Origin of the sequence: Streptomyces cinnamoneus (assembly GCF_014650495.1) — a bacterium.
GTDB classification, from domain to species: Bacteria; Actinomycetota; Actinomycetes; order Streptomycetales; family Streptomycetaceae; genus Streptomyces; species Streptomyces cinnamoneus.
In genome coordinates, this window is sequence record NZ_BMVB01000010.1 from 1 (window position 1) to 26,557 (window position 26,557).

At 73.3% G+C, this 26,557-nt stretch carries 25 protein-coding genes; 12 read left to right on the forward strand and 13 right to left on the reverse strand.

The genetic code is table 11. The annotated features are described in order from the left end of the window. Positions 1–123: 123 nt before the first annotated feature. The 3 genes from IE182_RS16415 to IE182_RS16425 all read right to left on the reverse strand — a co-directional run bounded on the left by IE182_RS16415 (position 124) and on the right by IE182_RS16425 (position 2,469). On the reverse strand, positions 124–327 hold the full coding sequence (locus IE182_RS16415) for a hypothetical protein (RefSeq protein WP_190110570.1): 204 nt from the start codon (positions 325–327) through the stop codon (positions 124–126). 227 nt (positions 328–554) lie between these two features. Continuing rightward, on the reverse strand, positions 555–1,709 hold the full coding sequence (locus IE182_RS16420) for a magnesium and cobalt transport protein CorA (protein ID WP_190110571.1): 1,155 nt from the start codon (positions 1,707–1,709) through the stop codon (positions 555–557). 139 nt (positions 1,710–1,848) lie between these two features. Beyond that, on the reverse strand, positions 1,849–2,469 hold the full coding sequence (locus tag IE182_RS16425; protein WP_190110572.1) for a TetR/AcrR family transcriptional regulator: 621 nt from the start codon (positions 2,467–2,469) through the stop codon (positions 1,849–1,851). 66 nt (positions 2,470–2,535) lie between these two features. Here IE182_RS16425 and IE182_RS16430 point away from each other — a divergent pair, with 66 nt between their 5' ends. Beyond that, on the forward strand, positions 2,536–3,015 hold the full coding sequence (locus IE182_RS16430) for a DUF1453 domain-containing protein (protein WP_190110573.1): 480 nt from the start codon (positions 2,536–2,538) through the stop codon (positions 3,013–3,015). A gap of 238 nt (positions 3,016–3,253) precedes the next feature. Here IE182_RS16430 and lysA read toward each other — a convergent pair whose 3' ends face one another. Beyond that, positions 3,254–4,612 carry a diaminopimelate decarboxylase gene (gene lysA, locus IE182_RS16435; protein ID WP_190110574.1) on the reverse strand — a complete coding sequence of 453 codons (1,359 nt, stop codon included), beginning with the start codon at positions 4,610–4,612 and terminating at the stop codon, positions 3,254–3,256. Positions 4,613–5,066: 454 nt separating this feature from the next. Further along, entirely contained in the window at positions 5,067–5,468 is a 402-nt protein-coding gene (locus tag IE182_RS16440; protein ID WP_229844862.1) for an SAV_915 family protein, read from the reverse strand. A 216-nt stretch (positions 5,469–5,684) separates the two neighbouring features. On the opposite strand from IE182_RS16440, the gene IE182_RS16445 reads away from it, so the two are divergent. Together IE182_RS16445 and IE182_RS16450 are read left to right on the forward strand one after the other, a co-directional pair. Then, positions 5,685–7,379 carry an AMP-binding protein gene (locus tag IE182_RS16445; protein WP_190110575.1) on the forward strand — a complete coding sequence of 565 codons (1,695 nt, stop codon included), beginning with the start codon at positions 5,685–5,687 and terminating at the stop codon, positions 7,377–7,379. After that, positions 7,376–9,034, forward strand: a complete 1,659-nt coding sequence (locus tag IE182_RS16450) for an AMP-binding protein (RefSeq protein ID WP_190110576.1) — start codon at positions 7,376–7,378, stop codon at positions 9,032–9,034. The genes IE182_RS16445 and IE182_RS16450 overlap by 4 nt, the downstream gene beginning before the upstream one ends. A gap of 205 nt (positions 9,035–9,239) precedes the next feature. Here the strand turns inward: IE182_RS16450 and IE182_RS16455 are convergent, their stop codons facing one another. The 4 genes from IE182_RS16455 to IE182_RS16470 all read right to left on the reverse strand — a co-directional run bounded on the left by IE182_RS16455 (position 9,240) and on the right by IE182_RS16470 (position 13,750). Then, positions 9,240–9,956 carry a hypothetical protein gene (locus tag IE182_RS16455; RefSeq protein ID WP_190110577.1) on the reverse strand — a complete coding sequence of 239 codons (717 nt, stop codon included), beginning with the start codon at positions 9,954–9,956 and terminating at the stop codon, positions 9,240–9,242. 170 nt (positions 9,957–10,126) lie between these two features. Next, positions 10,127–11,830 (reverse strand): glyoxylate carboligase, encoded by a 1,704-nt coding sequence (gene gcl / locus IE182_RS16460; protein WP_190110755.1) that lies wholly within the window; start codon positions 11,828–11,830, stop codon positions 10,127–10,129. Between the two features lie 17 nt (positions 11,831–11,847). Beyond that, positions 11,848–12,735, reverse strand: coding sequence for a 2-hydroxy-3-oxopropionate reductase (locus IE182_RS16465; RefSeq protein WP_268249620.1), 888 nt, complete (start codon positions 12,733–12,735; stop codon positions 11,848–11,850). Positions 12,736–12,919: 184 nt separating this feature from the next. After that, positions 12,920–13,750 carry a TIM barrel protein gene (locus IE182_RS16470; protein ID WP_190110578.1) on the reverse strand — a complete coding sequence of 277 codons (831 nt, stop codon included), beginning with the start codon at positions 13,748–13,750 and terminating at the stop codon, positions 12,920–12,922. Positions 13,751–13,863: 113 nt separating this feature from the next. Here IE182_RS16470 and IE182_RS16475 point away from each other — a divergent pair, with 113 nt between their 5' ends. Together IE182_RS16475 and IE182_RS16480 are read left to right on the forward strand one after the other, a co-directional pair. Then, positions 13,864–14,124, forward strand: coding sequence for a thiamine-binding protein (locus IE182_RS16475; RefSeq protein ID WP_190110579.1), 261 nt, complete (start codon positions 13,864–13,866; stop codon positions 14,122–14,124). Next, the gene (locus IE182_RS16480; RefSeq protein WP_190110580.1) at positions 14,121–14,477 is read left to right on the forward strand and encodes a helix-turn-helix domain-containing protein; all 357 of its coding nucleotides are present in this window, start codon (positions 14,121–14,123) and stop codon (positions 14,475–14,477) included. Before IE182_RS16475 ends, IE182_RS16480 begins: the two co-directional genes overlap by 4 nt. Before the next feature lie 10 nt (positions 14,478–14,487). Here the strand turns inward: IE182_RS16480 and IE182_RS16485 are convergent, their stop codons facing one another. After that, positions 14,488–15,165 carry a hypothetical protein gene (locus tag IE182_RS16485; protein WP_190110581.1) on the reverse strand — a complete coding sequence of 226 codons (678 nt, stop codon included), beginning with the start codon at positions 15,163–15,165 and terminating at the stop codon, positions 14,488–14,490. 304 nt (positions 15,166–15,469) lie between these two features. On the opposite strand from IE182_RS16485, the gene uraD reads away from it, so the two are divergent. From uraD to IE182_RS16515, 6 genes are all read left to right on the forward strand, one after another. Then, positions 15,470–16,000: a 2-oxo-4-hydroxy-4-carboxy-5-ureidoimidazoline decarboxylase gene (gene uraD / locus IE182_RS16490; protein ID WP_190110582.1), complete on the forward strand. Its 531-nt coding sequence runs from the start codon at positions 15,470–15,472 to the stop codon at positions 15,998–16,000. A gap of 221 nt (positions 16,001–16,221) precedes the next feature. Next, the gene (gene uraH / locus IE182_RS16495) at positions 16,222–16,611 is read left to right on the forward strand and encodes a hydroxyisourate hydrolase (RefSeq protein WP_190110757.1); all 390 of its coding nucleotides are present in this window, start codon (positions 16,222–16,224) and stop codon (positions 16,609–16,611) included. 4 nt (positions 16,612–16,615) lie between these two features. Continuing rightward, positions 16,616–17,512: a factor-independent urate hydroxylase gene (pucL, locus tag IE182_RS16500; protein WP_190110583.1), complete on the forward strand. Its 897-nt coding sequence runs from the start codon at positions 16,616–16,618 to the stop codon at positions 17,510–17,512. 33 nt (positions 17,513–17,545) lie between these two features. Beyond that, on the forward strand, positions 17,546–18,934 hold the full coding sequence (locus tag IE182_RS16505; RefSeq protein ID WP_190110584.1) for an 8-oxoguanine deaminase: 1,389 nt from the start codon (positions 17,546–17,548) through the stop codon (positions 18,932–18,934). A gap of 820 nt (positions 18,935–19,754) precedes the next feature. Beyond that, positions 19,755–21,047 (forward strand): nucleobase:cation symporter-2 family protein, encoded by a 1,293-nt coding sequence (locus tag IE182_RS16510; protein WP_190110758.1) that lies wholly within the window; start codon positions 19,755–19,757, stop codon positions 21,045–21,047. 100 nt (positions 21,048–21,147) lie between these two features. Continuing rightward, entirely contained in the window at positions 21,148–22,680 is a 1,533-nt protein-coding gene (locus IE182_RS16515; protein WP_190110585.1) for a YfcC family protein, read from the forward strand. A gap of 22 nt (positions 22,681–22,702) precedes the next feature. Here the strand turns inward: IE182_RS16515 and aceB are convergent, their stop codons facing one another. Continuing rightward, positions 22,703–24,304: a malate synthase A gene (gene aceB / locus IE182_RS16520; protein ID WP_190110586.1), complete on the reverse strand. Its 1,602-nt coding sequence runs from the start codon at positions 24,302–24,304 to the stop codon at positions 22,703–22,705. A 155-nt stretch (positions 24,305–24,459) separates the two neighbouring features. Then, complete coding sequence (locus IE182_RS16525) at positions 24,460–25,080, reverse strand: nucleotidyltransferase family protein (protein ID WP_190110759.1); 621 nt, start codon at positions 25,078–25,080, stop codon at positions 24,460–24,462. A 188-nt stretch (positions 25,081–25,268) separates the two neighbouring features. Between IE182_RS16525 and IE182_RS16530 the strand changes: the two genes are divergently transcribed. Next, the gene (locus tag IE182_RS16530) at positions 25,269–25,685 is read left to right on the forward strand and encodes a DUF5955 family protein (protein WP_229844863.1); all 417 of its coding nucleotides are present in this window, start codon (positions 25,269–25,271) and stop codon (positions 25,683–25,685) included. A gap of 17 nt (positions 25,686–25,702) precedes the next feature. Here IE182_RS16530 and IE182_RS16535 read toward each other — a convergent pair whose 3' ends face one another. Next, complete coding sequence (locus IE182_RS16535) at positions 25,703–26,491, reverse strand: IclR family transcriptional regulator (protein WP_190110587.1); 789 nt, start codon at positions 26,489–26,491, stop codon at positions 25,703–25,705. Positions 26,492–26,557: the final 66 nt, after the last annotated feature.

Here is a 26,557-nt window from a genome sequence, read left to right on the forward strand (position 1 = left end):
TCCACGGCACGCTGACCACCGCAGCCATCGTGATCTGGCTCCGCGATCTCATCAAAGAGCCATCGGACACGCCCTAGTCATCGTCACCGATCACGAACCCTGACACGGCCAAGTGGCTCCCCGTCAGGTGGCCGTGGGCGGGGAGATCCAAGTGGCAGGCTGCTGTTCGGCGTCGCTGTCGCCGAACCCGAAGATCTGACCCCAGAGCCACACCACCGCACACAAGCCAGCAACGGCCCAGATGCTCAGCCCCTTGGCGGACTTCGGCCCCGGCTTGCGGCGGATGTGGCTTCGTACGCGCACGTATCCGTCCGGAACCTTCGGCATGCTGCATCCCCTCCCTGTCGGTCCGCGCTGCGCGGACCTCCAGTTCGGTTGTAGCGGTGGCCACTGACAGGATCTGATGTCCCGTCATGGCCGTGCGGGAGGTAAGGGTGCATGTCGGCCATGCCTCCGCGAGTGTCTACCGACCCTCGCGGTCCTCTGGTCTGCGCCGCGGTTTTCCGGCTGTGTGCCGTGCTGTGGATCCGCAAGGCGTTCCGAATGCCCTGTCGCTACAGCCAGTCCCGCCGCTTGAAGATGAAGTACAGGCTCGTACACACCGCTGCCATCAGCAGAATTGCGAAGGGGTAGCCGAACGCCCAGTGCAGCTCCGGCATGCGGTCGAAGTTCATGCCGTAGATGGTTCCCACCAACGTGGGTGCGAACAAAATGGCCGCCCACGACGAGATCTTCTTGATCTCCTCGTTCTGCTCGAAGCCGGCCTCCGCCAGGGCGCGCATCTCTGCGTTCTGCTGCTGGGTGACGAGGGTGGCGTTGACCTGGAGGATGTCGGTGAGGGCCGAGCGGAAGCCGTCCACGCGCTCGCTGGTGTGGGTGACGTGGTCGGCGACGTCGCGGAGGTAGCGCTGGAGTTCGTCGTCGGTGCCGTATTTCGCGAAGCCCGCCATCAGGCCGTGCAGCATGCCCACCAGGGGGCGGGTGGCGCGCTGGAACTCCACCATTTCGCGGGCGAGTTCGTAGATGCGGCGGGAGACGGCGGGGTCGCCGCCGAAGACCTCGGTCTCGATCTCGTCGATGTCGTTCTGGACGCCCGACACGACCGGGGCGTACCCGTCGACGACCGCGTCGAGGATGGCGTAGAGCACGGCCTCCGGGCCCAGGGCGAGGAGCTCGGGGGTGGCCTCCATGCGGCGGCGGACCGCGGAGAGGTCCGGGGCCGCGCCGTGCCGGACGGTGATGACGAAGTCGGGGCCGACGAAGACGTGCAGTTCGCCGAAGTCGACCTCCTCGGGCGCGTCCAGGTAGCGGGCGGCGCGCAGGACGACGAAGAGGGTGTCGCCGTAGCGCTCCAGCTTGGGGCGCTGGTGGGCCTCCAGGGCGTCCTCGACGGCCAGCTGATGGAGGTCGAACTCCCCGGCGAGGGAGACCAGTTCCTCCTCGGTGGGCCGGTAGAGGCCGATCCAGGCCATGCTCTCCGGCTGCTCGCGCAGCTGCCGGTACGTTTCGGCCAGGGTCTCGGGGGTGGCGACGCGGTGGCCGTCGCAGTAGACGGCGGCGTGGACGATGCTGCCCTCGGCCTCCGACGGGCCGTCGGGTGCGGTGGCGTCGGCAGGGGGAGCGGCCGGAGCGGCGTTGCGGCCGTTCGGTGGGCGCAGCCAGGAGTGCTTCTTGGGTGTGGACCGATGGCGCGGCGGGCGCTCGGGCATCGTTGCTTCCCTCTCGCTCGTCACTTGGGTCGCAGAACAGGATATACAGCCCCATCGGTACCGGCGCAGACCCCTCGGGGCGGCCCCACGGCGGTGCCGGTGCGCTCCCCGTTGCCCCTGGCGGCGCTTCCCCGTTTCCCTAGCCGCGTGCCGTGAGGGAGGTCAGGTGCTGCCGCAGCACCCGGCGCATCGCGTCCGGGGTCACGGCGTCGGGCCACAGGGCGGCCTGCAGTGCCAGGCCGTCGAGCAGGGCCGACAGCCGCAGCGCCTCCGTGCCGACGTCCAGTCCCTCGGCCAGGGCGCCGGCCCGGCGGGCCTCGGTCAGGATGCGGGTGAGCAGCTCGTGCATGCCCTGCTGCAGTTCGTCCGCCCGCGGGCGCAGCTCGGGCCGGGTCCGGGCGGCGGTGGTGAAGGCCAGCCACAGCACGGCCTCCTCGTGGCGCACGTCGTCCAGCGGCAGGAACTCGCCCAGCAGTTCCTCGGTGGCCGCCCGCCGTTCCCCGGCGTCCGCGGCGGCGCCCAGGAGCCGGGCGGCGTGCCCGCGGACGCGTGCGTCGATGCGGCCGGCCAGCTCGTCCATCGCGAAGATCAGCATGTCGCCGTGCCCGGTGAAGTAGTGCCGCACCGAGCCCACGACGAGTCCCGCCTCGTCGGCGATGTTGCGCAGGGACGCGTGCTCCAGGCCGTCGCGGGCCACGATGCGGAACACCGCGTCGGCCACCGCCCGGCGGCGGGCCTCACGGTCGACGATCTTCGGCATGTTGCCGTTTATAGCACGACCGGGCTACATTAATTTGGCACGGTTGAGCTAATAAAAGGGGGCGGTATGAACGTCTGGCTGCTGGCCGGTCTCATCACGGCGGTGGTCATCGTCGTCGTCATCAAGCGGCTGATCGGCGAACCGCTCAACGCCCGCGACCTGTTCGGCCCTCCCGTCGTCCTCAGCGGCCTCGGCGTCTGGGCCCTGTACAAGGCGGAGCACCTCACCGGGGCCGACATCGCCTGGGCGGTCGGGGGAGTGGCGCTCGGTATCGCCCTGGGGGCCCTGCGGGGCACGACCGTCCGGGTCTTCGAGAAGCAGGGCGTGCTGTGGCAGCGCTACACCGGCCGCACCTTCCTCGTCCTCGTGGCGTCGGCGGCCGTCATGGCCGGGTTCGGCCTGCTGGCGACCCGGATGGGCATGCACGAGCAGGCGCGGCCGACCCAGCTGTCCATCGGGGTGGGCTTCCTCGGCGAGGCTCTGGTGATCGGCGCCCGGGGCCTCGCCAGCGGCGTGCCGTTCGCGCCGGAGCGACGGCGCGCCTGACCGGGCCGGGGTCGCCGACGGGGGGGAGGCCCGCCGACGGGGGAAGGCCCGCCGATGGGGGAAGGCCCGCCGGCGGGGGAAGGGCGGCCGGCGGGGGAAGGCCCGCCGATGGGGGAAGGGCGGCCGGCGGGGGAAGCTCCGCCGACGGGTGAAGGTCCGCAGGCGGGGGGAAGTTCCGCCGACAGGGCAAGGGCCGCCGGCGGGGGAGAGGCCGCCGGCCGGGAGGGATCCGCCCCTGTCACTCCCCCACGTCCCGGCTGCGCAGGTCCGCCGGCGTCTCCCGGCGGATCAGCAGCCGGGCCCGGCCGTCCGCAACGGCCGCCACCGGCGGCCGGCCGACGAGGTTGTACGCCGACGCCATGGACACCTGGTACGCCCCCGAGGCGGGGACCGCGAGGACGTCGCCGGGGCGGACGTCGCCCGGCAGCGCCACGTCCTCCGCCAGAACGTCCCCCGCCTCGCAGTGACGGCCCACCACGGTCACCGGCCGCGCCGGCGCCGCCGGGGCGCGCCCCACGAGCCGCACCGTGTAGCGCACGCCGTACAGCGCGGGGCGCGGGTTGTCGCTCATGCCACCGTCGACGGCCACGAAGACCCGGCCCCCCGTCGACTTCACCGCGAGCACGCGGTACAGCGCGACGCCGGCCGGACCCGCGATCCAGCGCCCGGGCTCGACCGCGAGCCGGGGCACCGGCAGGTCGGCGTGGGCGCACCGCAAGGACAGCTCGCTCGTGACCCGGGCGGCGTACGCCTTCGGGTCCAGGGCCGCCCCGCCGTCACGGTAGGCGATGGCGAAGCCGCCGCCCATGCCGAGCTCCTGGAAGGTCACCCCGTGCACGTCACGCAGCCGGGCGAGCAGCGCCACCATGCGGCGCACGGCGGTGACGTACGGGTCCACGGAGGCGATCTGGGAACCGAGGTGGCAGTGCAGGCCCACGAGTTCGAGGCGGGGCTGGCCCAGGATGCGGGCCACCGCGCCCTCCGCCTCGCCGCCCGCCACCGGCAGCCCGAACTTCTGCCCCTCGACGCCGGTGCGCACCGCCGCGTGCGCACCCGCCTCCACGCCCGGCACCACGCGCACGAGCACCCGCTGCCGCGCCCCCGGCGGCACCAGCGCCGCCAGCCGGGCTATCTCGCCGGTGCTGTCGATGACGATGCGCCCCACGCCCAGCCGCAGCGCCGTGCGCAGGTCGTCGGGGCTCTTGGCGTTGCCGTGCAGGACGATGCGCTCGGCGGGGAAGCCCGCGTGCGCGGCGAGTTCGAGCTCGCCGGCCGAGCAGACGTCCAGCGACAGGCCCTCCTCCCCGATCCAGCGGATCATCGCGCGGGAGAGGAACGCCTTGCCGGCGTACGCGACGTCGGCGTCCGGAAGTGCGGCCCGCCAGGCCCGGGCCCTGGCCCGGACCTCGCTCTCGTCGAGGACGTAGCAGGGGGTGCCGAAGCGGTCGGCCAGCTCCATGAGGGAGACACCCCCGACGGCCAGGTCGCCCGAGCGCAGGAGGCGTGCCGAGGCGGGCCACACGGGCGCCGGCGAGGGCTCCTCGGGCAGGGGCGGGAGGCCGGCCGGGGCGAGGGGAAGGGTCACGGGTATCTCCATCGGGGGAACGGGCCCGCGGGCGGGTGACGGGCCGGACGGTGCCCGAGCGGACCTGGGCACACGGAAGCTGGACGGTGCCCGAGCGGGCCCGGGCACGCGGAAGCTGGACGGTGCCCGTGCGGGCCCGGGCACGCGGAAGCTGGACGGTGCCCGTGCGGGCCGGGCACGCGGAAGCTGGACGGTGCCCGTGCGGGCCGGGCACGCGGAAGCTGGACGGTGTCCGAGCGGACCCGGGCACACGGAAGTCGGGCGGTGCCCGTGCGGGCCGGGCACGCGGAAGCCGGATGGTGCCCGTGCGGACTGGGCACGCGGAAGCCGGATGGTGCCCGTGCGGACCTGGGCACACGGAAGTCGGGCGGTGCCCGTGCGGGCCCGGGCACACGGAAGCCGGACGGTGCCCGAGCGAACCCGGGCACAAGGAACCCGGCCGGAGTCGGACGAAAGGAACGGGCGGTCAGCCCGGCAGCGTCGGCAGCAGCGGCGTCGTGTCCTCGGGGAAGGGCCGCACGGGCGCCGCGCTCAGCTGCGGGTCGACGCGGACCAGCGTCACCCCGAGCGGCTCGGCCAGGGCGCGGACGGCCGGCAGGGCGAGGCGGACCGAGGGGACGCCTTGGCCCAGACAGTCGGACAGCCGCCGCCGGGAGGTGAAGGCGACGGCCGTACGGGCGCCGAGCGGAGTGCGGTAGACGCGCAGCGCGAAGCCGCAGGAGCACGGCCGCACGGGCACGTGGAGCGGCTCCGCGGGGCCCGGATGGGAAGGCTCGCCGTCGTCGGCCGGGAGGGCGTGGGCGCCGTCGGCGCGGTCGGAGTGGGTGACCGCGGCCACGGCCGCCGCTTCGGCGGGGGTTCGGCTCACATGCATGACGGTCCTTGGGAGGTGTCGGGAAGTGCGTCGCCCACGCTATGCCCGGCCCCGGTCCGGACAACCGTCTCCTTGACAGCACGTTGACCCCCACCGGCGGTCCCTTGACGGCTCGTTGACGTCTGCGGCCCGGCCCCGTCACCCCTGGCCGTGACCCGCTCTCCTGGGATAGTTGGAGGACACGAGAACGAGGGGAAACGGGGAGGACTTGTGACCGCAACGAATCCGGCCGGGACCGACGGCCCGGCCGATGTGTTCCGGCAGGCCCGGGACTTCCTGCTCCGGCACCGCGAGGACTACGCGGCGGCGTACGAGGGCTTCGTCTGGCCCCGGCCCACGACGTTCAACTGGGCGCTGGACTGGTTCGACGCCATCGCCCGGGACAACGACCGCACCGCTCTGTGGATCGTGGAGGAGGACGGCACCGAGGCCCGCCTCACCTTCGACGCGCTGCGCCGCCGCTCCGACCGCGTCGCCAACTGGATGCGCCGGCACGGCGTACGGGCCGGCGACCGCATCGTCGTCATGCTCGGCAACCAGACCGAGCTGTGGGAGACCGCACTGGCCGCCATGAAGCTGCGCGCCGTCGTCATCCCCGCCACGCCCCTGCTCGGCCCCGCGGACCTCGCCGACCGCGTCGGCCGCGGCCGGGCCCGGCACGTGCTCGTACGGGCCGAGGACACCGGCAAGTTCGCCGACGTGCCCGGCGACTACACCCGCATCGCGGTCGGCGGCAGCGGCGGGCCCGGCTGGCTCGCCTACGAGGAGTCCGCGGCGGCCGACGAGGAGTTCACCCCCGACGGAGTCACCCACGCCGACGACCCGCTGCTCCTCTACTTCACCTCCGGCACCACCGCCCGCCCCAAGCTCGTCGAGCACACCCACACCTCGTACCCCATCGGTCACTTGTCGACCATGTACTGGATCGGGCTGCGCCCCGGCGACGTCCACCTCAACATCTCCTCGCCCGGCTGGGCCAAGCACGCCTGGTCCAACCTCTTCGCACCCTGGAACGCCGAGGCCACCGTCTTCGTCCACAACTACAGCCGCTTCGATCCCGCCCGCCTCATGGCCGAGATGGACCGCTGCGGCGTCACGAGCTTCTGCGCCCCGCCGACCGTGTGGCGCATGCTCATCCAGGCCGACCTCGGGGCGCTGCGCACCCCGCCGCGCGAGGCGGTGGCCGCCGGGGAGCCCCTCAACCCCGAGGTCATCGAGGCCGTCCGGCGCTCCTGGGGCGTCACCATCCGCGACGGCTTCGGGCAGACGGAGACGTCCGTGCAGGTCGCCAACCCGCCCGGCCTGCCGCTGAAGACGGGCTCCATGGGGTGCCCGAGCCCCGGCTTCCGCGTCGTCCTCCTCGACCCGCACACCGGCGAGCCCGCCGACGAGGGCGAGATCGCCCTCGACCTCACCGAGCGGCCCGTCGGCCTGATGACCGGCTATGCGGGCGACCCGGAACGCACCGCCGAGGTCATGGCGGGTGGCCACTACCGCACGGGCGACCTCGGTTCCCGGGACGCCGACGGGTACATCACCTACGTGGGCCGCAGCGACGACGTCTTCAAATCCAGTGACTACAAGGTCTCTCCCTTCGAGCTGGAGAGCGCCCTCCTCGAACACGAGGCCGTCGCCGAGGCCGCCGTCGTGCCCGCCCCCGACCCCGTTCGGCTGTCCGTGCCCAAGGCGTACGTCGTCCTCGCCGCGGGCTGGGAGCCCGGCCCGGACACCGCCAAGGCCCTCTTCGCCCACTCGCGGGCCGTGCTCGCCCCGTACAAGCGCGTCCGCCGGCTGGAGTTCGCCGAGCTGCCCAAGACCGTGTCCGGCAAGATCCGCCGCATCGAGCTGCGCGAGCGCACCGCACAGGGCGGCGGGACCGAGTACCGAGAGGAAGACCACCGGTGACCACCGTGAACACGCCGTCCCCCGCCTACGCGGCAGGCCCCACCGACACCCCGCTGCTCGACGACACCATCGGCGGCAACCTGGCCCGGACCGTCCGGCAGTACGCGGACCACGAGGCGCTCGTGGACGTCCAGGGCGGCCGGCGGTGGACGTACGCGGAGTTCGGGCGGGTGGTCGAGCAGGTCGCACAGGGGCTGCTCGCCATGGGCGTGGCCAAGGGCGACCGGGTCGGTATCTGGGCGGTCAACTGCCCCGAGTGGGTCATGGTGCAGTACGCCACCGCCCGCATCGGCGCCGTCATGGTCAACGTCAACCCCGCCTACCGGGTGCACGAGCTGACCTACGTCCTGCGGCAGGCGGGGATCAGCGTGCTCGTCGCCTCGCTCGCCCACCGGACCAGCGACTACCGCGCCATGGTCGAGGAGGCCCGCGCCGACTGCCCGGACCTGCGCGACGTCGTCCACATCGGCGACGCGAGCTGGGACGGCCTGCTCGCCCTGGGCGAGGACGCCGATCCGCGGCTCCTGGCCGAGCGCGAGGCCCGGCTGCACTGCGACGACCCGGTGAACATCCAGTACACCTCCGGCACCACGGGCTTCGCCAAGGGCGCCACCCTCTCCCACCGCAACATCCTCAACAACGGCTACTTCGTGGGGGAGGCCCTCGGCTACACCGAGCGCGACCGCATCGCCCTGCCCGTGCCCTTCTACCACTGCTTCGGCATGGTCATGGGCAACCTCGCCGCCACCTCGCACGGCGCGTGCATCGTCATTCCCGCCCCCTCCTTCGACGCCACCGCCACCCTGCACGCCGTCGAGCGCGAGCGCTGCACGTCGCTCTACGGCGTCCCCACCATGTTCATCGCCGAGCTGGGGCTGCCCGACTTCGCCACCTACGACCTCTCCTCGCTGCGCACCGGCATCATGGCGGGATCGCCGTGCCCGGCGGAGGTGATGAAGCGGGTGGTCTCGGAGATGCACATGGCCGAGGTGGCCATCTGTTACGGGATGACGGAGACCTCCCCGGTGTCCACCCAGACCCGGCGCGACGACGGGCTCGACCGCCGCACCGGCACGGTCGGCAGGGTGCTGCCGCACATCGAGGTGAAGATCGTCGACCCGGCCGGGGGCGCGACGGCCGGCCGCGGGGAGCCCGGTGAGCTGTGCACGCGCGGCTACTCGGTGATGCTCGGCTACTGGAACGAGCCCGAGCGCACCGCGGAGGCCGTCGACGCGGGGGGCTGGATGCACACCGGCGACCTCGCGGAGATGGACGAGGAGGGCTACGTCCGGATCGTCGGCCGTATCAAGGACATGATCATCCGGGGCGGGGAGAACGTCTATCCGCGCGAGATCGAGGAGTTCCTCCACGCCCACCCCAAGATCTCCGACGTGCAGGTCGTCGGCGTGCCCGACGAGAAGTACGGCGAGGAGATCATGGCCTGTGTCATCCTCCGCGACCCCGACGACACCCTCACCCAGGAGGAGCTCGCCGACCACTGCCGGGGCCGGCTCGCGCACTACAAGGTGCCGCGCCACCTGCGGGTGATGGAGGCGTTCCCCATGACGGTCAGCGGCAAGGTGCGCAAGGTGGAGCTGCGGCAGGAGGCGGCGGCGATGCTGCGCGACGCGCCCCGGGCGGGCGTGCGGTCCTGACCGCCGGCCGGACGTGTGCGGGGCGGGCCGCCGCCTGCGGCCCGCCCCGCCACCCCCGTGCGATCCCCCGTGTTTCCCCCGTGGACGGACCCGCGTTCCCCCGTGTGTCGCGGGCCCTGCGTCAAGTCTCCGTCCGGCCCGGGCCAACTGGCCATCGTCTGCGGGCAGTTCAGAGCAAGAATTGAGCTTCGCGGTGCGCGCGGGGTCAGCCCCGGCCGCGCCGCACCAGCTTGTCGGCCCAGTCGTTGAGCGCCTGCGGAGTGCCGGCCAGGTCCATCACGAACAGCGGAAGGCGCAGGTCGTCCGCCCTGCAGCGGGCGTCGTGCGCGTAGCCCGCCAGGGAGAAGCAGGCGCAGGACACGGAGTCGAGCAGGCCGTGCAGCCACAGGCATTCGATGTCGCGCAGGGCGGTCGGCAGGGTCGTCGGATCGACGCGGGCGACCAGGCCGGTGGCCCGCAGGTCCACCCCGGCCGCGGCGGGGGCGGGGCAGTTCCCGGGACGGCGCACGTCGGTGAAGCCCAGCCACCGCAGATAGCGCTCGGCGGCCATGACCGCGTCCCGTTCGGTGCGGATGGTCACCGGCCGGAAGGGCGGCCGTGAGACCGTCCGCCGCTTCGGCTTCTCGTCGTCCGGCCGTTCGGGCGCCGGCTCCGCCCCGCACGCCGGCGGTACGGGCAGCCGGACGACCGTTCCGCAGGAGCACCCGAATTCGGGGCGCGGCCACTGGCCCTGGCGGTCGCACGACGGACAGCGCACCGCCACCCAGGCGTCGCGCCAGGTGCGGTGCGCCAGTAACTCGGGTGCCGCGTCCGGCAGTACGGGCACGGTGAGCGGGGCACCGCACGCGCACGGGAAGGTCGGCGGGGTGAAGGAGTGTTCCCGGTGGCACGTGGGGCAGTGCACCGGCACGCTCTTGGCCATGTTCGGCTCCAGCGAGGGGTCCGTAGGGGTGTGGGGTACCCCATCGTCCACGATGCGGGGGCGGCCGGGGAGCGAAACGCCAAGGCGGAGTGAGAGGGGACCGGACGGCGGCGCCCGGGGCGCGACAGTATCGGTATGGGCGCCGCCATCCGGGGTCTGTGGGGCGGAAGTTACGGCAGGGGTTCGAACTCCCGTACGGAGTCGATGTCCGGGCCGTGGGGCGTGTTCGCCTCCCGCTCGATCATGATCTCGACCAGCACGGGGCGGGAGGTCACGACGGCCTCCTTGCGGGCCCACTCGATCGCCGGCCGGATGTCCGCGGGGTCGACGACGCGACGCCCCGAACAGCCGTACGCGCGCATGAGGGTGATGTGGTCCGTGCCCGTCTCGTCGTAGTGGACGTCGACCTGGCAGTTCATGCCGTACGGGATCTGGGCCTGCCGGATGAGCCCCAGGTACTCGTTGTTCAGCATGATCAGCACGAACGGGACGTCGTACTGCGCCGCCACGGCCAGTTCCTCGACCATGTACTGGAAGCCGTAGTCACCGACGACGCCCACCACCTCCGTCGTGCCCCGGCCCATGCCCTGCAGCGCCTTCTTCACCCCGATCGCCGCCGGGACCTCCCAGCCCAGCGGGCCGGCCTGCCCGCACACCTGGTAGCGGCGGGGCAGATGCGCCTTCTGATGCTGGCCGCCCCAGATCTGGTACAGGCCGATGGCGGTGACGAAGTAGGTGTCGGGGCCGAAGACCTCGTTGATCTCCTTGTAGACCCGCGGCGCCTTCACGGGCACGGCGGTGAAGTCCTCGCGGCGGGTCAGGGTCCGCTTCAGTTCCGCGCAGCGTCGCCGCCAGGCGCCGACTCCCGGCAGGGGCCCGGCCGCGCGCCCGCGGGCCGCCTCCAGCAGCGCGGCGAGGAAGAGCCGGGCGTCGGAGACGATGCCCAGGTCCGGCTCGATGACCCTGCCGAGCTGGGTGGGTTCGACGTCCACGTGCACGAACGTGCGGCCGCCCCGGTAGACGGCGGTGTCGGCGCCCGTGTGCCGGTCGCCGAAGCGGGCGCCCACGGCCAGCACGAAGTCGCTCTCCAGGAAGGAGGCGTTGGCGTACCGCTGGGAGGTCTGGATGCCGGTTGTGCCCAGGTGCAGCTCATGGTCGTCCTCGACGGCGCCCTTGCCCATGAGCGTGACCTGGAAGGGCACGCGCAGGTACTCCACCAGCGCCCGCAGCTCGGCCGCCGCCCCGGAGAGGATCACCCCGCCGCCGGCCAGGACGAGCGGCCGTTCCGCCGCGAGGAGGAGGTCCAGCGCGGCCTCCACCCGCGGCGGGTGGGGCGCGACGGTACGGACGGGAAGCCGGGCGTCGATCGTGGCGTCGTACCTGATCCCGCGGCGCGCGACGTCCACCGGGATGTCGATCAGCACCGGCCCGGGCCGCCCCTCGCGCGCAGTCCGGAACGCCTCGCGGAAGACCCAGGGGATCTGCGCCGCCTCCTTGACCTGCACGGCCCACTTGGTGACCGGGCGCACGATCCCGACGATGTCGACCGCCTGGAACGCCTCCTGGTGCAGCTTCGCGGAGACCGCCTGGCCGGTGATGCAGACCATGGGGACCGAGTCGGCGAACGCGGTGTACAGGCCGGTGACGAGGTTGGTGCCGCCGGGGCCGGAGGTGGCGAGGGCGACGCCCACCCGGCCGTTGGTGCGGGCCCAGCCGTCCGCCATGTGGGCCGCGCCCTCCTCGTGGCGGACGGTGAGGTGCTCGATGCCGCCGACGGTCTCCATGGCCTGGTAGAGGGGCAGGATCGCGGCGCCGGGGCAGCCGAAGGCGACGTCGACGCCCTCGTCCTTCATGATGTGGACGGCCGCCTCCATGGCGGGCACGGTGCCGGTCACGAGGCGATGCCCGAGAGCCGTTCCACGCCCCGCAGGAGCGCCGCGTGGTCGAGCCCGCCGTCGCCCTGGGCGCGGACGGCGGCCACCAGGGTAGCGACCAGGGAGCCCAGCGGCAGAGCGGCTCCGACCTCGCGCGCGGCGGCGGTGAGGATGCCCATGTCCTTGTGGTGCAGGTCGATCCGGAAGCCGGGGGTGAAGTCGCGGGCGAGGAGGTTGTGCCGCTTGCGGGTGAGCACGGCCGAGGCGGCGAGGCCGCCGCCCAGCACGTCCAGGGCGGCGGCGAGGTCGACGCCGGACTTCTCCAGGAAGACGACGGCTTCCGCGCACGCCTGGATGTTCGCCGCCACGATCAGCTGGTTGGCCGCCTTGACGGTCTGGCCGGCGCCGTGCGGGCCGCAGTGCACGACGGTCGTGCCGAGCGTGCGCAGCAGGGGGACGGCTTCGTCGAAGTCGGCCCGGTCGCCGCCGGCCATGACGGACAGCGCGCCCTCGACGGCCCCGGCCTCGCCACCGGAGACGGGGGCGTCGAGGACGCGCACGCCGTGGGAGGCGGCCCGGGCGGCGAGGCCGGTCGCGGTCCGCGGACCGACCGTCGACATGTCGATGAGCAGGGTGCCGGGGCGGGCGCAGGCCAGGATGCCGTCGTCGCCACTGGTGACGGCCGTGACCTGGGGGTCGGCGGGGAGCATGGTGACGACGACGGCGGCGTCGGCGACCGCCTCACGGACGGAGGCGGCGGGGGTGCCGCCCGCTGCGGCGAGGCGGTCGAGCTTGTGGGGTTCGAGGGTGTACCCCGTGACGGGGTAGCCGGCCTTGAGCAGGTTCTCCGCCATGGGCGAGCCCATGATGCCGAGTCCTATCCAGGCGACGTGGGGGAGGGGCACGGTGTCTCCTTCCGAGGGGGCGGTTCCCGAAGGGGCGTCCGGGGGGCGGCTTCCGAGGGGGCGGTTCCCGAAGGGGCGTCCGGGGGGGGGCTTCCGAGGGGGCGGTTCCCGAAGGGGCGTCCGGGGGGCGGCTTCCGAGGGGGCGGCTTCCGAAGGGGCGTCCGAGGGGGCGGCTTCCGGGGAGTCAGTGGCCGGTGCCGGTCAGCCAGCCGAAGCTGTCCGCGCTCGCGCCGGCGGGGCGGTATTCGAGGCCGGTCCAGCCGTCGTAGCCGGCCGCGCGGAGGCGGCCGAGCAGGGCGCCGACGTCGAGGTCGCCGGTGCCCGGCGCCCCGCGCCCGGGCGCGTCCGCGATCTGCACGTGCCCGGCGCCCGCGCCGTAGCGGTCGATGACGGACGTCAGGTCCTCCCCTCCCACCGCCAGGTGGTACAGGTCCAGGAGCAGGCGTGCGTTGCCCCGTCCCGTCGCGGCGTTGACCTTGTCGACGACCGCCGCGGCATCGGCGGCCGTCACGAGCGGATAGTGCGGTGATTCCCGCGCGTTGAGCGGTTCGACGAGCAACACCGCTCCCGCCCGGTCCGCGGCCCCCGCCGCCAGGACGAGGTTCTCCAGGGCGAGGGCGTCCTGTACGCCGGGGGGCACGCCGGTGACGCGGTTGCCGTACAGCGCGTTGAGCGCCCGGCAGCCCACGGACCGGGCGAAGCCGGCGGCGACGTCGACGTTGGCGCGGAAGCGCTCCGACTCGGCGCCCGGCACGGACAGCGCGCCCCGGTCGGGGCCCGGGAGGCGGCCGGCGTAGAAGTTGAGCCCCACGAGCTGCGTCCCGGCCCGCTCCAACGCACGTGCCAGCGCGGCGAGTTCGGAATCGGGTGGCACGGGGTCGTCCGGCCACGGCCACCACAGCTCCACGGCCGCGAACCCGGCCGCGGCGGCCGCGGCGGGCCGCTGGAGCAGGGGCAGCTCCGTGAAGAGGAGGGAGAGGTTCACATCGAATCGGTGATCGGAGAGGGCCGTCACGGGAGAACTCCACTCTCTTCCGCATTATGGAATAGAGATTCCGGCAAGAGGAAACGGTCCTCTGCTCCGCTCCCCCCTGTCAAGGCCCCGCGCTGCCGCAGTACGTTGACCGCGTGCGATTGAGAGTGGAGTTCACGACCGAACCGTTCGACCTCGACGAGCCGCCGCCGCACGCCGTGGCGGCCCGCGAGGTCGTCCAGGCCGCCGAGCTGGACGCCGTGGACGTCGGCCCGTTCGGCAACACCGTCGAGGGCCGGGCGGACGCCGTGCTGCCGACCCTGGACGCGCTGGTGCGCGCCTCGCTGGAGGCGGGCGCGACGCGAGTGTCGCTGCAGGTCAACGTCGTTGACGGGGTAGCGGGGGCCGGCGCGTGAGCGAGGACGCCGACGCCTTCCGGGCCGCGATCATGCCGCTCGTGGACGCGATGGGCGGACGACTGCTCGCGCCGGACCGGGCCGAGGGGGACGACGTCGTCCTCTCCTGGGAGGGCCGCCCGGTCGCCGCCGTACGCCTGCCGCACCTCGCCGACTCCCTGGAGCGCATCCTCGCCGACCTGGAACGCCGGCACGGCATGCCGCTGTCCGAACTGGACCGCCGCGCCAAGCAGTCGGTGGTCCGCACCCTGGAGGCCCGCGGCGCCTTCGCCCTGCGCCACGGCGTGGAAACGGTGGCCGCCGCCTTGGGCGTCAGCCGCTTCACGGTTTACAACTACCTGAACCGGGAGTAGGTGGATGGTGTCAGTGCTTGGCGGGTAGTGCCTTTTCCTTTTCGGCCAGCCGTTTCTGCATGAGCTGGAGTGTCTTCACTGCAATGTCACGGACTTGGTTTTCCTGCCCTGGGGGGGCGTCCACCTCGGTCGAGAGTACGACGTCGCCGCTTCTGCCGGCCGCCAGTGCGTTCGCGGTCTGGATTTTTTGGTTGTTGCTGTCCACCTCGTAGTAGGCGGCTTCTCTCACCACGGCCTGATCGAAGCCGGACAGCTGGGCGGCAGACCCCTGGCGCACGTTTTCCCAGCCGTAACCGTCCCCCTCTTGCTTGGGGCATCGCTGGATCCCGCTCTCCAGATCCTTCATGAAGGATTCTGCTGTCTTCGCCGTGTTGTAAACAGTCACCGTGGAGTATGCGTTCGTCTCCGGGTTCTTCCTGCTTACGGCTCGACTCAAGGAGTGTGTGGTCCCGGGGCGAGCGGCTTTCGTTGACACCTTGCAGTCGTCCGCCACGGAGTACTCGTCGGTCGAAGCGGTTGACTGTGTATCCGAGAAGCCCGGTCCCCAGTCCGCGGGGCGGGGGGACACTTCCTCCGCCAGTTGCTGTGCTTCCGTCTGGCTTCTGCCCGGGTTGTCGCCCTTGCCGAGGAGCATGACGACCACCAGGACGATCACGATGACCGCGGCGCCGCCGGCGACGGCCAGCACCGTGATCCTGCGCTTCTTGCGCCGGGGATCGGGCTCCGGGGTCGACGGGGACTTGAGGGGGCCTGTCGGCGGGCCAGGCGGTTCTGAGGTCACACAGGTGCCATACCACCTGGTAGGAGGCCCATTTACCCGCCGTACGGGTGCAGTAATGGTTGATCGCTGGACGACGGTGCCTTGGGTGCTCCGCCCCGGGGGACGAGCCGCGTGCAGATTTTCAACAAAGTGTTGACGCGGTCTTCCGTAGGGCGTTAGCTATGCGCAGCTCGTCCGAGTGAGTGCAGCGAGAAGTGTCACGGAGGTTGCCGTGTCTTCGAGTTCGACGCCGGGGCTCGCCCGGTTCAACGCGGCCGAGGAACACATTGCCCGGTCCGCCCTCCACGAGATCTGCGCCAGCACCGCGTGGGCCGACGACGTCCTCGCCCGGCGTCCCTACCGTGACGCCGAGGAACTGCTGACCGCCGCCGACTCCGCCGTCGCCCGCCTCGGCGCCGCCGACCTGGCCGAGGCGATGGCCGCGCACCCGCCCATCGGCCGACCGGCACCCGGCGATCCGGTCTCCGCACGGGAACAGCGCGGCATGGCCGATGCCCCGGCGGAGCTCAGGGCCGAGATGCTCGAACTCAACCTGGCCTACCAGGAGAAGTTCGGTCACGTCTTCCTCATCTGCGCCACCGGGCTGACGGCCCGGCAGATGCGGGACGCCGTCCGTGACCGGCTCGGCAACGGCCCAGAACGCGAACGCGAGATCGTCCGCCGGGAGCTGGGACGGATCAACCGCATCCGGCTGGCCCGGCTCGCCGTGCAGGCCCCCGCCGAAGGAGCGTCCCGCCCGTGAGCGCGCAGGAGGGGAACGGGAGCACCGGGTCCGGCGCCCCCGCACGTACCGAGGCGGGCGCCCCAGCACGCACCGCGTCCGGCGCCCCAGCACGCACCGCGTCCGGCGCCCCAGCACGCACCGCGTCCGGCGCCCCCGCACGTACCGAGGCCGGCGCCCCGGCACGCACCGGGTCCGGCGCCCCCGCACGTACCGAGGCCGGCGCCCCGGCACGCACCGGGGTGGGTGCCGCCGCCGCACCCGCCGCCGCGCGCGTCACCACCGTGTCCACGCACGTCCTGGACACCGCCGCCGGACGCCCCGCGGCCGGCATCGTCGTCGAGCTGTCCGTCTCCGGTTCCGTCCCCGATGGTGACGGCGACGGCTGGGCCGTGCTCGGGGCGTCGAGGACCGACGCGGCAGGGCGGTGCGCTGACCTTCCCGCCCTGCCGCAGAGCGACACCTGGGCCCGGCTCCGCTTCGACGTGGGGCCCCACCTGTCCCGCCGGCCGGCCGAGGGGGCCGCCTTCTTCCCGGAAGTGACGGTCACCTTCGCCGTCGCCCGGGGCGAGCACTACCACGTCCCCCTCCTCCTCAGCCCGTTCGGTTACTCCGTCTACCGAGGGAGCTAGCTCCGTGATCCTTGGCCAGAACCAGTACGGCAAGGCCGAGAACCGCGTCGTCAGGATCCAGCGCGACGGCGCCACGCACCACATCAAGGACCTCAACGTCTCCGTGTCCCTCTCCGGCGACATGACCGACGTCCACCTCTCCGGTTGCAACGCCAAGGTCCTCACCACCGACGCGACCAAGAACACCGTCTTCGCCTTCGCCAAGGAACACGGCATCGACTCCGCCGAGCAGTTCGGCATCCACCTCGCCCGGCACTTCGTCACCAGCCAGGACGCCATCCACACCGCCCGCATCCGCATCGAGGAGTACGCCTGGGGGCGCATCGACACCCCCGGCCCCAAGCAGCACTCCTTCGTCCGGGAGAACCGGGAGACCCGCACCGCGCAGGTCACCTTCGACGGCGAGCGGTGGCAGATCCTCTCCGGCCTCAAGGACCTCGTCGTCCTCAACTCCACCGACTCGGAGTTCCACGGCTACGTCAAGGACCGCTACACCACCCTCCCCGAGACCCACGACCGCATCCTCGCCACCCAGGTCCACGCCCGCTGGCGCCACGCCTGGACCGGCGGCAGCGGACAACCGCAGCCCGGCGCGTGGGACCGCGCCTACGAGCGGGCGCGCGAGCACCTGCTGACCGCCTTCGCCGACACCTACTCGCTCTCGCTGCAGCAGACCCTCTACCGCATGGGGTCGCGCGTCATCGACCAGTGCCCCGGCATCGACGAGATCCGGCTGTCCCTCCCCAACAAGCACCACTTCCTCGCCGACCTCACCCCCTTCGGCCTCGACAACGACAACGAGGTCTACTACGCGGCCGACCGCCCCTACGGCCTCATCGAGGCGACCATCCTGCGCGACGGCGCCGAGCCCGGCATACCGGTGGATCCGGCGAACCCCTGACGGACCTCCGGCGACCCTAAGGACCTGGCAACCATGGCAGCACCCCCTTCAGCGACCCGGACCGTCATCGAGGGCTGCGCCGTCGCGACCGTCGACGCGCACGACACCGAGTACGCGGACGGTCACGTCGTCGTCCACGGCAACCTCATCGAGTCCGTCGGTCCCGGACCCGCGCCCGCGCAGCTCACGGACGTCGCCCACCGCATCGACGGCACCGGACACCTGGTCACCCCCGGTCTCGTCAACACCCACCACCACTTCTACCAATGGCTCACCCGCGGGCTCGCCCAGAACAGCAACCTCTTCGACTGGCTCGTCGCCCTCTACCCCACCTGGGCCCGCATCGACGAGCCGATGGTGTACGCCGCCGCCCGCGGCTCCCTCGCCATGATGGTCCGCGGCGGCGTCACCACCGCCATGGACCACCACTACGTCTTCCCGCGGGGCGCCGGCGACCTGCTCGGCGCCGAGATCCGGGCCGCCCGCGAACTGGGCGTGCGCTTCAGCCCCACCCGTGGCTCCATGGACCGCGGGCAGTCGGCGGGCGGGCTGCCGCCGGACTTCGCCGTCGAGACCACCGAGGCCGCGCTCGCCGCCACCGAGGAGGCGATCGACACCCACCACGACCCCTCGTTCGGCTCGATGCTGCGCATCGGCGTCGCCCCCTGCTCGCCGTTCTCCGTCTCCACCGAACTCCTGCGGGAGTCCGCCGCGCTCGCCCGCCGCAAGGGCGTGCGGCTGCACACGCACGGCTCGGAGACGGTGGAGGAGGAGGACTTCTGCAAAGAGCTGTTCGGGATGGGGCCGACGGACTACTTCGCGTCCACCGGCTGGCTCGGCGACGACGTGTGGATGGCCCACTGCGTCCACATGACCGACGCCGACGTCGACGCCTTCGCCCGCACGGGTACGGGGGTGGCGCACTGCCCCTCCTCCAACGCCCGCCTCGGCGCGGGCACCGCCCGCGTTCCCGCGATGCTGCGCGCCGGCATCCCCGTCGGCCTCGGCGTCGACGGCACCGCCTCCAACGAGTCCGGCGAACTCCACACCGAGCTGCGCAACGCCCTGCTCGTCCACCGGCTCGCCGGCGGAGCGGCGGCCCTCGACGCACGGCAGGCCCTGCGGCTGGGCACGTACGGCGGGGCGCGGGTCCTGGGCCGGGCGGAGGAGACCGGCTCGCTCGAAGCCGGCAAACTCGCCGACCTGGTGCTGTGGAGGCTGGACGGGCTGGGCCACTCCACGATCGCCGACCCCGTCGCCGCCCTCGTCCTCGGGCCGCCCGCGCCCGTCACCCTCTCCCTCGTGGACGGCAGGGCCGTCGTCGAGGACGGCCGGCTCGTCACCGCCGACGAGGAGACCATCGCCCGCGAGGCCCGCGCCGAGGCCCGCCGCCTCGCACGGATCGCCGCCGACGCCGGCTGACCACCGACCCGCCGAGGGGGACGGCCCTCGGCCGGGACAGGACCGGGGCGCGGGCCGCCCACGCCCCGGTCCCTCCCCACCGACAGGAGGAACCGCCGTGCCGCCAGCGCCGAAGCCCCCCGGCCGCAAGCAACACGGCCCCCCGGCCCCCGCCCTGCCCCCGGCCCCACGACCTCCCGCGCCGGCGGGGGACGCATCCACCGGGGGCGGTGCGCCCGCCGGGCCGCGGGTTGCGGGGCCGCCCGATTCAGCCGGCGGCCTGTCACCGGGGTCGTCCGGCCCGGGTGACGGGCCTGCCGGGCCGGTGCAGGCCGCAACCGCCGAGGGGGGTGGGGACGTCGGGGAGCGGGTGGCGGGGCCGCCCGATTCAGCCGGCGGCCTGTCACCGGGGTCGTCCGGCCCGGGCGATGTGCCTGCCGGGCCGGTGCAGGCCGCAACCGCCGAGGGGGGTGGGGACGTCGGGGAGCGGGTACCGGGGTCGTCCCGCCCAGGTGATGTGCCGTCCGGGCCGGTGCAGGCCGCAACCGCCGAGGGGGGTGGGGGCGTCGGGGAGCGGGTACCGAGGCCGTCGTCCGGCCCGGCCGGGGCGATCCCGGGGGCACCTGGCCGGGGCGACCCGCCGTCCGGGACGGCGGAGGTGACCGGGGAGGGCGGGGCGTCCGCCGGGGAGCGCACGCCCGGGCCTGCCGGGCCGGCCGGCGCGGCCCCGGCAGGCACCACCGCTTCCGCGGGCGCGGCCCCTCCCGGTGCCGGTCGCGCGCTCGCCGCGGGGCCGCAGGAGGTGCACCCCGTGGACCAGGTGCCCGGGTTCGGGCGACTGATGGCCGGGGGGTTCCAGCACGTCGCCGCCAGCTACGCGGGGGTCGTCGCGCCGCCCCTCGTGCTCGGGGCGTATCTCGGGCTGTCGCCCGTGGAGATCACCTTCCTCGTGGGGGCGAGTCTCTTCACCTCCGGCATCGCGACCCTGCTGCAGACCATCGGCTTCTGGAAGGTCGGGGCCAGGATGCCGTTCGTCAACGGCGTCTCCTTCGCCGGCGTCGCGCCGATGCTCGCCATCGCCGACGCCCAGGCCGACCGCCGGGACGCCCTGCCCGTCATCTACGGGGCCGTCATCGCGGCCGGCGTGCTGGGGTTCCTGCTCGCCCCCTCGTTCTGCAGACTCGTCCGCTTCTTCCCGCCCGTCGTCAGCGGCACGGTCATCACCCTCATCGGCATCACGCTCCTGCCCGTCTCCTTCGGCTGGATCCAAGGAGGCCACCCGGAACGCCCGGCCTCCCTGACCAACCTCGGCCTGGCCGGAGCGACCCTGCTCATCGTGCTGGTCCTGCGCAGGACGCTCACGGGCTTCCTGCGGCAGATCGCGATCCTGCTGGGGCTGATCGCCGGCACGCTGGTGGCCGCGACGGTCGGCGCCGTCGACACCACGGCCCTGCGGCACGCCGCGGTCGTCGGCTTCCCCGCCCCCTTCCACTTCGGCCAGCCGCGCTTCGAGGTGTCGGCGATCGTCTCGATGTGCGTGCTGATGCTGGTCTGCATGACCGAGAGCACCGCCGACATGCTCGCGCTCGGCGCGATCGTCGAGCGCGAGGCCGACGAGAAGGTCATCGCGGCCGGCCTGCGCGCGGACACCCTGGGCAGTGCCCTCGGCCCGCTCTTCAACGGCTTCACCAACAGCGCCTTCGCGCAGAACATCGGCCTGGTCGCCCTCACCCGCGTACGCAGCCGCCACACGGTCGCCGCCTGCGGGCTGATGTTCGTCCTGCTGGGGCTGAGCCCGGTGTTCGCCTCGCTGATCGCCGTCGTGCCGCAGCCGGTGCTGGGCGGTGCGGGCATCGTGCTCTTCGGCACGGTCGCGGCCAGCGGCATCGACGTGCTGCGCACCGCCGGCCTCGACCACGGCGACAACCTCCTGATCGCCGCGGTCTCCCTGGGCGTCGGCCTCGTCCCGGTGGTCTCCCGCACCTTCTACGACAACCCGGCGATCCCCGAGACCCTGAAGATCATCCTGGATTCGGGGGTCAGCGCCGGCTGCCTGACGGCGGTCGTCCTGAACCTCGCCTTCCACCACGCCCGGTGGAGGCGCCGCCCCCGGCCGTCGCCACCCGGCTCCTGAACAGGGCGGAGGCCGGGGCTGCGCGCCTCGGCCACCCCGTCTCCTCCCTACGCCACAATCGGCACGAAAAGCACCCATTCGTTCCGAAAGGTGTGGCGTCATGGCACAGCAGCCGCCGGAGGCGGACCACGACCGCGGGGACCGGGAGCAGGACAAGCGCGGCTTCGTCTTCCCCAGCGCGCTGACCGTCCTCGCGGCCGTGACGCTGATCGTCTGGGCGCTCACCTTCGTCATCCCCTCCGGCACCTACCGCCGCACCCCCGACGGCGACCCCCTCCAGGGCACCTACCACCACGAGGCCGCCCCCGGCGGCTTCCTCCACCGGCTGGGCGAGCTCTTCCTGGCCCCGGTCAACGGCCTCTACGGGATCCGCGACGTCACCACCGGGCTCGTCGCCCCGGACGCGGTCGGCGCGCTCTACGGCAGTGCGGGCGTCTTCCTCTTCGTCCTGGCCATCGGGGCGTTCATCACCGTCGTCTTCGCCACCGGCGCCCTGGACCGCGGCATCGAACGGCTCGCCCACCGGCTGAGCGACCGCGGGGCGCTGCTCATCGCCGGCGTCATGACGATCTTCTCGCTCCTCGGCACCGTCGAGGGCTTCGCCGAGGAGACCCTGGGCTTCTACGGGCTGCTCGTGCCGCTGATGCTGGCTCTCGGGTACGACCGCATGGTGGCCACGGGCGCGATCATCCTCGGCGCGGGCGTCGGCGTCCTCGCCTCCACCGTCAATCCCTTCGCCACGGGCGTCGCCTCCTCCGCCGCCGGTGTCTCGCTGGGCGACGGCATCGCGCTGCGCTTCGCGATGTGGCTGGTGCTGACCGCGGTCACGATCGGCTACGTCGTGCGGTACGCGCACCGGGTGCGGGCCGACCCGGACCGTTCGCTCGTCGGCTTCCGGGAGGGCGACCGCGAGCTGGCCGCCCAGGCCGCCCGGCCGCCGGAGCTGACGGCGCTGCACAAGACCGTGCTGGTGCTCGTCACCCTGGTCTTCGCGTTCATGATCTTCTCGGTGATCCCCTGGGCGAGCGCACTCACCGGCAAGGCCGACGCCACCCCCTATCCCTGGGAGCTGGGCTGGTCCTTCGCCCAGCTGGCGGCGCTGTTCATCGTGGCGGCCGTGCTCGTCGGGCTGGTGGCCCGGCTGGGGGAGCAGCGGCTGAGCAGCACGCTGGTGCAGGGCGCGGCGGACTTCATCGCCCCGGCGCTGGTGATCGTGCTGGCGCGCGGCGTCACCGTCATCATGACCAACGCGAAGGTCATCGACACGGTCCTGCACGCCGTCGAGGGCGTGGTCACCGGCACCCCGCCGGTGGTCTTCGCGATCCTGGTGTACGTGGTGAACCTGCCGCTGGCCTTCCTGATCCCCTCCACCTCCGGCCACGCCACGCTCGCCATGCCGATCATGGCGCCGCTGGCCGACTTCGCGCACGTCTCGCGGGCGGTGGTGGTCACGGCCTGGCAGGCGGCGAGCGGCTGGATGAACCTGTGGGTGCCCACCACCGCCGTCGTGATGGGCGGCGTGTCCCTGGCGAAGGTCGGCTACGACCGCTATCTGCGGTTCGTCTGGCCGCTGCTGGCGATCCTCGCCGTGCTCATCTGCGGCTTCGTGGCCCTGGGCGCGGCCCTGACGTGACGTGGGCCGCGCCCCGCGCCCCTCAGTCCAGCAGCTCGTACGCCGGCAGCGTCAGGAAGTCGGCGTAGTCCTCGCTGAGCGCGACCTCCAGCAGCAGGTCGTGGGCCTGCTGCCACGTGCCCGCCGCATCGTCGCCGGCCGCCGCCCGTTCCTCCGCCGCCATCCGGCGCACCAGCGCCTCCGTGACCTTCTCGCCGGTGTCGAGTACGACGCCCGCGTTCACCCACTGCCAGATCTGGGAACGGGAGATCTCCGCCGTCGCCGCGTCCTCCATGAGGTGGAAGATGGCCACCGCGCCCACCCCCCGCAGCCATGCCTCGATGTAGCGGATGCCGACCTGAACGGCATTGCGCAGGCCCGCCGCGGTCGGCCTGGCCTGCAGCGAGCCCACGGCGATGAGCTGATCGGCCGTCACCGCGACGTCCTCGCGGAGCCGGTCCTTCTGGTGCGGCCGGTCGCCCAGGACGGCGTCGAAGCAGGCGCGGGCGACGGGCACGAGGTCGGGGTGGGCGACCCAGGAGCCGTCGAAGCCGTCGGCCGCCTCGCGGTTCTTGTCGGCCCTGACCTTCTCCAGGGCGACCGCGTTGACCTCGGGATCCCGGCGCGAGGGGATGAAGGCCGCCATGCCGCCGATGGCGTGCGCGCCGCGCTTGTGGCAGGTGCGGACGAGCAGTTCGGTGTAGGCGCGCATGAACGGGGCCGTCATCGTCACGGCGTTGCGGTCGGGAAGGACGAACTTCTCCCCGCCGTCACGGAAGTTCTTCACGAGGGAGAAGAGGTAGTCCCAGCGGCCCGCGTTGAGCCCGGAGGCGTGCTCGCGCAGCTCGTAGAGGATCTCCTCCATCTCGTACGCGGCGGTGATCGTCTCGATGAGGACGGTGGCGCGGATCGTGCCCCGGTCCAGACCCACGTACTCCTGCGCGAAGACGAACACGTCGTTCCACAGCCGGGCCTCCAGGTGCGACTCGGTCTTGGGGAGGTAGAAGTACGGTCCCCTGCCGAGGTCGAGCAGCCGGCGCGCGTTGTGGAAGAAGTAGAGGCCGAAGTCGGCCAGTGCCCCGGGGACGGGACGGCCGTCGACGGTCAGGTGCCGCTCGTCGAGGTGCCAGCCGCGCGGCCGCATGACGACCGTCGCGAGCTCGTCGGCGGGCCCGAGGGCGTACGTCCTGCCCTCGGGCGAGGTGAAGTCGATGCGGCGCTCGTAGGCGTCGATGAGGTTCAGCTGGCCGCCCACGACGTTGCGCCAGGCGGGCGCGGACGCGTCCTCGAAGTCGGCGAGCCACACACGGGCACCGGAGTTGAGGGCGTTGATCGTCATCTTGCGGTCGTCGGCCGGCCCGGTGATCTCCACGCGCCGGTCCTGCAGCGCGGCCGGTGCCGCGGCCACGCGCCAGCCGGCGTCGGCGCGGACGGAGGCGGTCTCCGCGAGGAAGTCCAGGCGTCCGGTGCGGGCGATCTCCGCGCGGCGCCCGGCGCGGCGGGCGAGCAGCTCGTCGCGCCGGGGCGTGAACCGGCGGTGCAGGGCGGCGAGGAAGGCGAGCGCCGCATCGGTCAGCACTTCCTCCTGCCGCTCCACGTACGGGGCGTCGACGACGGCCAGCGGGGACGGCGCTGGTGCGGACATGGGCTGTCACTCCTTCAGCGGGCGCGCTGCCCGGAGGCAGCCGCCGGGGTCAGCCGGTCACGGCAGGCGCGGCACGCAGTGCCGCGCGGACGAATGGAGAATATTTTCCTCATGGTGGAAGTTCAAGGGTGCCGGGCGCCGGACCGGAGCCCTCCTCACTCCAGGAGCGCGAGGTCGTCCGGGGTGTCGACGTCGTCCGGCGCCGCGACGTCCGCGCACTCCACGAGCCGTACGGCAGCGCCGTGTTGGCGCAGGTACGCGCGGGCGCCCCGGTCGCCCGTCGCCGAACGGGCGACGCCGTCCCAGTGCTCCCGCCCCAGCAGCACCGGGTGCCCCCGCTCGCCGCCGTACGCCGCCGCCACGAGCCCCGCCCCGGCCCGGTGCGCGGCCAGCACCCGCGCCACCGCCTCCGGGCCGACGCGCGGCTGGTCCACGAGCATCACCAGCGCCGCCGTCGCGTCCGCGGCGGCCGCGAGCGAGGCCAGGCCGGCCACCAGCGAGGAACCCATGCCCTCCGCCCAGCCCGGGTGGTCCACCAGGGCCGCCCCCGGCGGACGGTCGCCGAGCCGCGCCCGCACCGCGGACGCCCCGGCGCCGAGCACCACGTGCACCTGTGCGCACCCGCCCTCCCGCATCACCCGCACCGCACGCTCCACGAGCAGCTCGCCGCCCCGCTGCGCCAGCAGCGCCTTGGGCCGGCCCCCGAGCCGCCGCCCGCCCCCCGCCGCCAGCAACAGCCCCGCCACCGACGCCCGTTTCGCACTCGTGTCCGTCATCGCAGCCATAGGCCCTGCATACCGCATGGGTGACCGGATGTGCGCCGGACGCCAGTTCGTCACCCGCACGTGAACACGCGGCCTGAATTTCGCTGTGCGTGTGGCGCGTCGCACGGAAAGTGGCGTTAACTGATCCGCGCGAGCGCGTGTGTGGGAGGGGGGCAGTCGTGGCGGAAGGCGCCGTTGTGGTGGAAGAGGAGCGAGCGGACCGTTTCGGCGAGGAGCCGGATCCGAGGGCCGGCGAGCTGGGCGCGGCGGTGTCCCGCCTGCGCCGGGCCCTGGCGGGGCACCCCGCCCTCCTACCCGACAGGGACGCGGCCGAGGACGAACTGGCCGCCCTGGACGCGATGGCCCGGGCCGGTGCGACGGACGTCTCCCGGCTGCGGCGTTCCCTCCTGCTCGTGGCCGGTGCCGTCGGTTCCGTCAGCGCCCTGGCACCCGCCCTCGGCGACGTCCGCGCGGCGGTCGAGAGCTTCGGCGGACTGCCGGGCGAGGCCGAGGCCGCGAACGGGCCGGTGAACGGGTCGGCGGACGGCCCGGTGAACGGGGCGCCGGGTGGTGCGCCGGACGAGCGTGCGCTGCCGCGCCCCCGCGAGGGCGCCTGACGCCGCGTGCGGGCCGCTCAGGCGGAGGCGGCCGCCCCGGCGAGCGTCGCCGAGAGCTCGGCCGCCACCTCCTGCAGCAGCGGCACGATCCGCTCCGTCGCCGCCTCGGTGACCCGGCCCGCCGGGCCCGAGACGGAGATGGCCGCGGACGTGGGGGAGTCGGGCACCGGGACCGCGAGGCAGCGGACGCCGATCTCCTGCTCGTTGTCGTCCATCGCGAAGCCCGTCTCGCGCACCCGGGCGAGCTCCTCCAGGAAGCCCTCGGGCGTGGTGATGGTCTTCTCGGTCGCCGCGGGCATGCCCGTACGCCCCAGCAGGGCGCGCACCTCCTCGTCGGGCGACTGGGCCAGCAGCGCCTTGCCGACGCCCGTGGAGTGCGGCAGGACCCGCCGGCCGACCTCGGTGAACATCCGCATCGAGTGCCGCGAGGGCACCTGCGCGACGTACACGACCTCGTCGCCGTCCAGAAGCGCCATGTTGGCGGTCTCGCCGGTCTCGTCGACCAGGCGGGCGAGGTGCGGGCGGGCCCAGGTGCCGAGCAGCCGCGAGGAGCTCTCGCCGAGCCGGATGAGCCGGGGGCCCAGGGCGTACCGCCGGTTGGGCTGCTGGCGGACGTACCCGCAGGCGACCAGCGTGCGCATCAGCCGGTGGATCGTCGGCAGCGGCAGCCCGCTGCTCGCCGACAGCTCGCTCAGTCCGACCTCGCCCCCCGCGTCGGCCATCCGCTCCAGCAGGTCGAAGGCGCGCTCAAGGGACTGGACTCCGCCCGTGGTCGCGGCGGTTCGGGGCTCGGCAGGCGAGGGCACGGCGCTCCTTCCGGGATGGGTGGGCAGCAGCCTACCGGCCGCCGCCGGCCCCACATGGCGGTTTCT

Bases quoted from the DNA above. Each gene is read 5' to 3' on its own strand.
- IE182_RS16415 (WP_190110570.1), bottom strand. From the start codon at position 327: ATGCCGAAGGTTCCGGACGGATACGTGCGCGTACGAAGCCACATCCGC.
- IE182_RS16420 (WP_190110571.1), bottom strand. From the start codon at position 1,709: ATGCCCGAGCGCCCGCCGCGCCATCGGTCCACACCCAAGAAGCACTCC.
- IE182_RS16425 (WP_190110572.1), bottom strand. From the start codon at position 2,469: ATGCCGAAGATCGTCGACCGTGAGGCCCGCCGCCGGGCGGTGGCCGAC.
- IE182_RS16430 (WP_190110573.1), top strand. From the start codon at position 2,536: ATGAACGTCTGGCTGCTGGCCGGTCTCATCACGGCGGTGGTCATCGTC.
- lysA (WP_190110574.1), bottom strand. From the start codon at position 4,612: ATGGAGATACCCGTGACCCTTCCCCTCGCCCCGGCCGGCCTCCCGCCC.
- IE182_RS16455 (WP_190110577.1), bottom strand. From the start codon at position 9,956: ATGGCCAAGAGCGTGCCGGTGCACTGCCCCACGTGCCACCGGGAACAC.
- gcl (WP_190110755.1), bottom strand. From the start codon at position 11,830: ATGGAGGCGGCCGTCCACATCATGAAGGACGAGGGCGTCGACGTCGCC.
- IE182_RS16505 (WP_190110584.1), top strand. From the start codon at position 17,546: ATGGCAGCACCCCCTTCAGCGACCCGGACCGTCATCGAGGGCTGCGCC.
- IE182_RS16510 (WP_190110758.1), top strand. From the start codon at position 19,755: ATGGCCGGGGGGTTCCAGCACGTCGCCGCCAGCTACGCGGGGGTCGTC.
- IE182_RS16515 (WP_190110585.1), top strand. From the start codon at position 21,148: ATGGCACAGCAGCCGCCGGAGGCGGACCACGACCGCGGGGACCGGGAG.
- aceB (WP_190110586.1), bottom strand. From the start codon at position 24,304: ATGTCCGCACCAGCGCCGTCCCCGCTGGCCGTCGTCGACGCCCCGTAC.
- IE182_RS16525 (WP_190110759.1), bottom strand. From the start codon at position 25,080: ATGACGGACACGAGTGCGAAACGGGCGTCGGTGGCGGGGCTGTTGCTG.